Here is an 8,382-nt window from a genome sequence, read left to right as displayed (position 1 = left end):
GGCGATCGACATCGTCAGCAGGGGTGAGGCCATCAAGGTCACCATCGAGCCCTGACCGCCCCCGGCCCGGAGCTCCGGCCCCCGGAGCTCCGGGCCTCCGGGCCGGACAGGAGCGCAAGACCGTGCCGGGGGACCTCCGGAAGACCCGCCCACCCACACCGGAGTGCCCCACCCGCCTCCCGCCGGATCCGGCGGGAGAGCCGGCGCAAGCTCACACCACTCGCAGAACACGCAGAAGGAGAACCGGAGATGCCGGAGAGGACAGTGGTCATCGCCTCAAGCACGGGCCTCCACGCCCGGCCCGCGAAGATCTTCGTGCAGGCCGCGGCCAGGCAGGGGATGCCCGTCCGCATCCGTGTCGGGGAAGGCAAACCCGTACCCGCCAACAGCATGCTCGCCGTGCTGGCGCTGGGCGCGACGCACGGCACGGAGGTCACCCTGGACGCGGAGGGACCGGGAGCCGACGAGGCCCTCGCCTCCCTCGCCGACCTGCTCGCCCGCGACCTCGACGCCGAAGAGACACCGCATGGCTGAGACGCTCAAAGGCCTGGGCGTGAGCCCAGGGCGGGCCGCCGGACGGGTCTGCCGGATGGCGGCCCCGCCGGAGCTGCCGGCCCCCACGCCGGTCGCCGACGCCGACGCCGAACTCGGCCGGGCGCTGGACGCGCTGCGAGCCACCGCCACCGAACTGGCGGAGCGGGCGGAGAAGGCACCCGACACCGACGCGCGGGCGATCCTGGAGGCGCAGTCCTTCATCGCCGACGACCCCGGTCTGCACGAGTCCGTAGAGGCCGCCGTCAGGTCGGGCAAGGACGCCGCGCACGCCATCGACGAGGCATGCGCCCACCACCGGCGCGCACTGCTGGCGGCGGGCGGCTACATCGCCGAGCGAGCCGCCGACCTCGACGACGTCCGCAACCGGGCCGTCGCGACGGTGCTCGGCCTACCCGTCCCCGGGGTGCCCACCCCCGGTCATCCCTTCGTCCTGGTCGCCGAGGATCTCTCCCCCGCCGACACGGTGAACCTGGACCCCGACACCGTCCTCGCCCTCGTCACCTCAAAGGGCGGCCCGACCAGCCACACCGCCATCCTGGCCCGCGCCCGCGGCCTGCCCGCCGTGGTCGCCTGCCGGGAGATGAGCGAGGTCGGCGAGGGGACGTGGGTGTCCGTCGACGGTCTGCGGGGCGAGGTGGAGGTCGGCATCGGCGAGGAGGCCGCCACCGAGATCCAGCGCCTGGCGGAGGCCGAACGCCGCCGGGCGAGCACGAGCCGGGGCCCCGGCCGCACCTCCGACGACCACCCGGTCAAGCTGCTGCTCAACATCGGCTCCGCGGCCGACCTCGCCCCGCAGGGGGTGGACGCCGAGGGAGTGGGACTGTTCCGTACGGAGTTCCTCTTCCTGGACCGGCGTGAGGAGCCGGGCTACGAGGAGCAAGTGGCCGCCTACGCCGCGGTCTTCCGCGCCGCGCCCGGCGGGCACGTCGTGGTCCGCACCCTCGACGCGGGCACCGACAAGCCGCTGCCGTTCCTCGGGCTGGCCGAAGAGACCAACCCGGCGCTGGGCGTGCGGGGGCTGCGGGTGTCCCGGGTCAGGCCCGAGGTGCTCGACACCCAGCTCGACGCCATCGCCGAGGCCGCGCGCCAGAGCGGAGCCGAGCCGTGGGTGATGGCGCCCATGGTGACGACGGTGGGCGAGGCGGCCGACTTCGCCGGGCGGGCCCGCGCCCGGGGAATCGCCCGCGTCGGGGCGATGGTGGAGGTCCCCGCCGCCGCGCTGCGTGCCGAACGCCTGCTGAAGGAGCTCGACTTCCTGAGCATCGGCACCAACGACCTGAGCCAGTACACCTTCGCCTCCGACCGGCAGCACGGAGATCTCGCCGACCTGCTCGACCCCTGGCAGGCGGCGCTGCTCCAGCTGATCGCCGACTGCGCCGCGGCCGGGCAGGCGGTGGGCAAGCCCGTCGGCGTGTGCGGCGAGGCGGCGGCGGACCCGCTCCTGGCGACGGTCCTGGTCGGGCTGGGCGTCACCAGCCTGTCGATGTCGGCGCCCAGCGTTCCCGCGGTGCGGGAGAGCCTCGCCGCGCACTCCCTGGCGCAGTGCCGCGACAACGCCCGGTTCGCCCTGGGCGCGGACGACCCCGGGCAGGCCAGAAAGATGATCGTCCCGGGCTGGTGAGCACCCCCTGAACCGGGCCGGAGACCCCCTCCCTCCGGCCCGGTTGCCGCCTCCGGCCCGTTTCCCCGGCGCGCATCGGTGAAATCACCGGTCTTCCCCGCGGAAAGTGCCGGGGCACCGGCGCGGGCCGGCGGAGACCCCCGCACCGGCCCTTTCCAGGCGCGACATACGCGCGTAACACTGGGACATGCCCTCCCCCTCCCCCGTCACCCGGTCACCGGCGCTGCACGGCCGTGACGCGGAGCAGGACGCACTGCTGCGACTCCTCGACGCCGCGCGCGACGGATCCGGAGGCGCGCTGATCCTGCGGGGGGCGCGGGGAACGGGAAAGACCGCGATGCTCGACGTCGCGGCTGAACGCGCGGGCGAGTCGGGCGACTTCTTCGTGCTCAGGGTGCGCGGCAGCGAGGCGGAGTCGCACCTGCCCTGCGCCGGGCTGCACGGACTGCTCCGGCCGATCGCCGACCGGCTGCCCGCGCTGCCCCCGGCACAGGCCGCGGCGCTGGCGCGGGCACTGGAACTGGGCGCGGTGGACGGCGGGCTGGCGCTTCCCGCCGCGGTGCTCAACCTCCTGGCGGCTGCCGGCGGCCCGGTGCTGGCCTGCGTCGACGACGTTCACCATCTCGACGCGCCCAGCCGCGAGGCGCTCTTCTTCGCGGCCAGGCGGCTGACGGGGGAGGCGGTGGCGCTGCTGTTCGGTGCCGACGACGGCACCGCCGTCCCCGACGACATACCGGCCTTCGAGCTGGACGCCCTGGACAAGGAGGCGGCCGGGCGGCTGGCAGGCGACCTGGTGCCGGGACTGACCGACGACGTGCGGGCGTCGCTGCTGGAGATCGCCTGCGGCAACCCGCTCGCGCTCGGGGAGCTCGCCCGGTCGCTCAGTCCCGAGCAGCTCTCCGGTGCCGCCGCGCCGCCCGAGACGCTGCCGAGAGGCGGGCGGCTCTGGCGCGCGTACGCCGACCGGTTGGCGCGGCTGCCCGGCGACACCGCGGACATGCTCCTGCTGCTCGCGGCCGACCCCGATCTGGAGACGGTCACCCTGCTCGAGGCCGCGGAGCCGCGGTGCGCGCTGACCGTGCTCGAACCGGCGGAGAGGGCGGGCGTGATCGTCCGCGTCACCGATGTCGCCGGCGACCGCTACGACTTCCACGAGCCCGCGATGCGGGCCGTGGTCTACGCCGGCTCCTCGCTTGCCCGGCGCCGCACGGCGCACCGCCTGCTCGCCGGCGTGCTGCGCCACGACCACCAGCGGCTGCGGCGCGCCTGGCATCGAGCCGCCGCGATGGACGGCCCCGACGAGTCGCTGGCCGACGAACTGGCCGCGGCCGCCGCGGCGGCGGCGGGTTTCCAGGGCGGCCATCCGGCCTCCTTCCTCGCCTTCGAGCGGGCGGCCGAGCTGACCGCGCACGGCGACGTCAAGGCCGCGCGCCTGGCCGCCGCCGCCAACCGCGCGTGGCGTGCCGGGCTGCCCCGGCGCGCCCGGTCGCTGCTGGCCCGCCTGCACTCGCTGACCATCTCCGAGGAGGTACGGAGCCAGGCCGAGCTGATCCGCGGCAGCCTGGAGCTGCGCAGCGGGAAGACCGGCAGCGCCGGGGACGACCTGATGTCGGCGGCCGAGTCGCTGCTGGACAGGGACCGGGGACAGGCCGTCCGGGTGTTCATCCGTGCGGGCGAGGCGAGCTATCTGGCCGGCGACAACGTCCGCTACCTGGACATAGCACGGCGGGCCGCCACGCTGCGCCGCCCCGACGATCCGGCGGCCACCCAGCTGATGTTCGAGTATCTGGCCGGTACGGCGGCGACCTTCGGCGGCCGTCACCGGGAGGCGGCCGATCCGCTCCGCCGGGTGCTGGAGCTCGCGCCCTCGGTGCGCACCCCGTCGGTGCTGGTGTGGGCGGGGGTGGCCGGCCTGCTGCTGGGTGACGACGCGCAGGCTCAGCGGCTGTTCGGCCGGGCGGTGGAGACGGCGCGCGCGCTCGGGGCGGTCTCCACGGTGCCTCAGGTACTGGAGTTCATGATCCAGGCCGAGATCTGGATGGGCCGCTACGCCTCCATCGCCGCCAGCGCCGTCGAGGGGCTCCGGATCGCCCAGGAGCGCGGCAGGCCCAACAGCGCGGGCCAGCACCTGGGATGGCTCGCGCTCACCGCGGCCGTCGAGGGCGACGAGGAGACGTGCGCGATCAGGGCGGCGAGCGCCATCGAGCTGGCGGGCGCCCATGGCCTGGGCGTGGCGGGGGCACTCGGCAACTGGGCGCTGGCCCACCTCGACCTCGCGGCGGGACGCCACGCCGACGCGGCCAAGCGGCTGCGGGCCACGTCCAGGTCGGGCGGGACAGGCGGCCACCTCGTGGTGCGGGTCATGTCGACGCCCCACCTCGTCGAGGCCGCCGCACGCACGGGCGACCGGAAGGCGGCCGAGAGGGCCCTGCGGGTGCTGGACCGCTGGGTGGGCAGCACCCGCAGCCCCGACCGGCGCGCGCTCGCCACGCGCTGTCACGCGCTCCTGGCCGCCCCGGGTGACGCCGAGGAGTACTTCAGAGCAGCGCTCGACCTGCACCACCAGGGTTTCTCCGAGTTCGAGACGGCTCGCACCCAGCTGCTCTTCGGCAGCGCCCTGCGCAGGAACCGGCGTCCCGGCGCGGCCAGGGAGCATCTGCACAGCGCCCTGGAGACGTTCGAGCGGTCCGGCGCGCGCCTCTGGGCCGAGCAGGCCCGCACCGAGCTGCGCGGAGCCGGGGAGGCCGTCAGGTCGTCCCGCCCCAAGGCCACCGAGAAACTCACGGCTCAGCAGTACCAGATCGCGCGGATCGTCGCGGACGGCGCCACCAACCGGGAGGTGGCGGCCCGGCTCTTCCTGAGCCCGAGGACCGTCGAGCACCACCTCAGGAACATCTTCACCAAGCTCGACATCCGCTCGCGGGTGGAGCTGGTGCGACTGATGTCCTGATTCACGGGTGCAGTGCAGTACGGGTGATTTCACCGATGCACTCCGGACCTGACAACGAGAAAGTGGCGAATGTCAGAAACCCGAGGGGTTACCCGGTGACGCCGACCGTGCCGTCGCCACCTCCGGCGGCGGACCGGCGCGCGACGAACGGTCGTCGGCCGACCACCGTATCGCCCTGGTTCCCCCCACAGGAACGGAGTACAGCAACGTGCAGCCGTACAGCACCACCCCCCAGGCCCACGCGCCCAGGCGGTCCCGCCGGGCGACGACTGTCGCCACGCTGACCCTCGCACTCGCTCTGCTCGGCACCGGCGGGGGCCTCGCGCCCGCCGCGCAGGCCGTCGCGGCCCCTGCCGCACAGGCCACCGCCGCGGGCCCGTACGACCGCGGCCCCGACCCGACCAACGCCGGCATCGAGGCGGTCAGAGGGCCGTTCGCGATCGCGGAGACCAACGTCTCCTCGCTCCGGGTGACCGGCTTCGGCGGAGGGACGATCTACTACCCGACGTCCACCAGCGAGGGGACCTTCGGCGGAATAGCCATCGCCCCCGGCTACACCGCGAGCAGGTCGAGCATGGCCTGGCTCGCCTCGCGGCTGGCCTCCCACGGTTTCGTGGTCTTCAACATCGACACCATCACCACCGCGGACCAGCCCGCCAGCCGCGGCAGGCAACTGCTGGCCGCGCTCGACTACCTGGTGCAGAGCAGCTCGGCGGCCAGCCGGGTCGACGCCGGCAGGCTCGGCGTGATGGGGCACTCGATGGGCGGCGGCGGCACCCTGGAGGCCGCCAACAGCCGGCCGCAGCTGCAGGCGGCCATCCCGCTGACCGCGTGGAACCTGACCAAGAACTGGTCGGGCATCCGGGTCCCGACGCTGATCGTCGGCGCGGAGAACGACACCATCGCCTCGGTGAGCCTGCACTCCAAGCCGTTCTACAACAGCATCCCGGCCTCCTCGGAGAAGGCCTACCTGGAACTCGACGGGGCCGGCCACTTCGCACCCAACAGCTCCAACACGACGATCGCCAAGTACAGCATCTCGTGGCTGAAGCGGTTCGTCGACAACGACACCCGCTACGAGCAGTTCCTGTGCCCCGCGCCCCGGGGTGACAGGAACATCTCCGAGTACCAGGACACCTGCCCGCACTCCTAGGGCACCGGGCCACCACCGGGCCGCCACCGGGTCGCCGTCGCAGCACGGCACCGGCGGCGGCCCACGACCGCGACCCCCCTGACCCGACGGCGGCCACCACCCGCGGCCGCCGTCGGTGTACCCGCCCCAAGGCTCCCTGAGATGCCACCATCTGATGGATTTTCCCCTGGTTTGATCAGTTACCTCCGGAGGGCAATAGGGTTTACGGACTATGTCCAGGAACGAAAGTCGACGTGACTCCAAGACCGTTATGTGGCTTCTCGCGTTCAGCGTCATGGCCACGTTCACGGCCGGAGCGGTCACCCTGCTGAGCGGTCACCTCGAGCCTGTTCCCGACATTCCCCCACCCCCGGACGCCGCCCTGCCCCAGATACCCGTGACGCCGGTGACACCGACCCCGCCACCGCAACCTCGAGGTACGGCCGACCCCTCCGGCCCGGCCGAGGAGCCGCTCCTGCTGGCCAACGGCCGGCAGCAACCGCTGAGGGTGAAGGTGCCCCGGGCGGCCAAGGGCCGCTACGCCGTCGCCCCCGGCGAGGCCAGACCTCCCAGGGGCAAGGGCAGGGTCGTCCGGTACGCGGTGGAGGTCGAGCGCGGCCTGCCGTTCGAGGTGGAGGAGTTCGCCTCCGAGGTGCACCGGATCCTCAACGACCCGCGTGGCTGGGGGTACCGGTTCAAACGGGTGGCGCGCGGCCCGGTGGAGCTCAGGGTCTCGCTGAGCAGCCCGGAGACGGCCGACCGGCGTTGCCTGCCGATGCGGACCAACGGCACGCTGTCCTGCTGGAACGGCGGGCGCGCGATCATCAACGCGGTCCGCTGGAACACCGGGGCGCGAGGCTACGGCCGTGACGTGGCCTCCTACCGCGAGTACGTCATCAGCCACGAGGTCGGGCACGGCCTCGGCCACGGCCACGTCTCCTGCCCCGGCCCCGGCCGGCGGGCCCCGGTGATGCTCCAGCAGACCAAGTCCCTGTACGGCTGCCGCCCCAACCCCTGGCCCTCGCCCCGCCGCTGACCGGCACGGCGGTCACCTGGGGCCGGTGAACCACCGCATACGGCAAAGCCGTGGCGGAGGGAGGTTCACCGGCCTCTCCCCGGGCACCCGATGGACATGCCGACAGCCGTTGCGGGAGAGGCTCGGCGCACCGCCGGAGCGCAACCTCCACCTCAAAGACGTGCCGCCGGAGATCGTCGAGGAGGTCTGGCGGCGATTCCTCAGCGCGCTGGAGCCGCTGCACGAGGCGGGCAGGCTGGGAGCGGTGCTCTTCCAGTTCCCGCCGTGGTTCCCGATCGGGGAGAACAACAGGCGCCACATCCTGGAGTGCGCCCGGCGCTGCGCGCCGAGGTCACCCACGCGCTCTTCAACAACTGCCGCCGGGACAACGCCCAGCGCAACGCCGCCAGGTTCCGCGCGCTCGTCGAAGAGGCGGGCGAGCCCGGCGAACAGGACGGGCAGGGCGAGATCTGGACGGCCGGCCGGCTCCGGGGCACCGCTACCTGACCTGGCGCCTCGCCCTGGTCATGGTGGCCCTGCGCTCGTCGGGGGTGGTGCCTCCCCACACACCGTCCATCTGCTGGGTGTTCAACGCGTACTCCAGGCAGCGCCCGCGCACCGGGCAGCGGCGGCACACGGCTCTGGCGCGCTCGTACTGTTCACGACCCGGCCCCTCGTAGGACACCGGAAAGAAGAGTTCGGGATCCTCACTGAGGCAGGAGGAGCGGCGAGACCAGTTGATGATCGGAATAACGTTGCTCTTAACAGGCATGGCGATCCAATTGGGAGTGAGAACGGCTCAGATACTGGCAGCTCAGGTTGAGGATCGCGTGCCCGCTGTAGTGGTACTCATACCTTTTAAGCGGAAAAATCGGGCGATTTTGACCGATGGTCCCTTCCGTTAAGGAAGGCCCCGATCAGTGGGTCGAACCCCGGCGGTGCGCAACGGCCGGACCATCCCTGCGCGCTCCGGGGCCCCCGCCGGGCCGGGGCGCACCCCGGCCCCGGGGCCCGGTGGGACCCCGGCCCCCCGGCCGCCCGGGGGGGGCCCGCGGGGGGGCTCGTGAGGGCGGGGAGCGGGCGGGGCCCGGGGGTGGGCCGCGGGGGCC

Annotated in this window: 7 protein-coding genes and 1 pseudogene; 7 read left to right on the top strand and 1 reads right to left on the bottom strand. The window is 73.5% G+C overall.

Annotation, left to right across the window (positions count from 1 at the left end):
- Positions 1-249: 249 nt before the first annotated feature.
- From ABZU75_RS43710 to ABZU75_RS43680, 7 genes and pseudogenes are all read left to right on the top strand, one after another.
- Positions 250-534, top strand: a complete 285-nt coding sequence (locus ABZU75_RS43710; protein WP_355568506.1) for an HPr family phosphocarrier protein — start codon at positions 250-252, stop codon at positions 532-534.
- A complete protein-coding gene (gene ptsP, locus ABZU75_RS43705; protein ID WP_355568503.1) occupies positions 527-2,176 on the top strand; it encodes a phosphoenolpyruvate--protein phosphotransferase in 1,650 nt (549 codons plus the stop codon). Before ABZU75_RS43710 ends, ptsP begins: the two co-directional genes overlap by 8 nt.
- Positions 2,177-2,363: 187 nt before the next feature.
- Positions 2,364-5,126 (top strand): AAA family ATPase, encoded by a 2,763-nt coding sequence (locus tag ABZU75_RS43700; protein WP_355568500.1) that lies wholly within the window; start codon positions 2,364-2,366, stop codon positions 5,124-5,126.
- Between the two features lie 208 nt (positions 5,127-5,334).
- Positions 5,335-6,279, top strand: coding sequence for an alpha/beta hydrolase (locus ABZU75_RS43695; RefSeq protein WP_355568497.1), 945 nt, complete (start codon positions 5,335-5,337; stop codon positions 6,277-6,279).
- Between the two features lie 274 nt (positions 6,280-6,553).
- Entirely contained in the window at positions 6,554-7,294 is a 741-nt protein-coding gene (locus ABZU75_RS43690) for a DUF3152 domain-containing protein (RefSeq protein WP_355568494.1), read from the top strand.
- A gap of 25 nt (positions 7,295-7,319) precedes the next feature.
- A pseudogene (locus ABZU75_RS43685) lies at positions 7,320-7,550 on the top strand (hypothetical protein); the annotation flags it as partial.
- An 8-nt stretch (positions 7,551-7,558) separates the two neighbouring features.
- A complete protein-coding gene (locus tag ABZU75_RS43680) occupies positions 7,559-7,780 on the top strand; it encodes a hypothetical protein (protein ID WP_355568491.1) in 222 nt (73 codons plus the stop codon).
- On the opposite strand, the gene ABZU75_RS43675 is transcribed toward ABZU75_RS43680, so the two are convergent.
- Positions 7,773-8,015, bottom strand: coding sequence for a WhiB family transcriptional regulator (locus ABZU75_RS43675; protein ID WP_169750053.1), 243 nt, complete (start codon positions 8,013-8,015; stop codon positions 7,773-7,775). The genes ABZU75_RS43680 and ABZU75_RS43675 overlap by 8 nt on opposite strands.
- Between the last annotated feature and the right edge of the window lie 367 nt (positions 8,016-8,382).

The organism is Streptosporangium sp. NPDC005286, from assembly GCF_040607515.1.
Classification (GTDB): Bacteria; Actinomycetota; Actinomycetes; order Streptosporangiales; family Streptosporangiaceae; genus Streptosporangium.
Note: the sequence above shows the minus strand (reverse complement) of the source record. Positions and strands in the feature narration are given on the sequence as shown.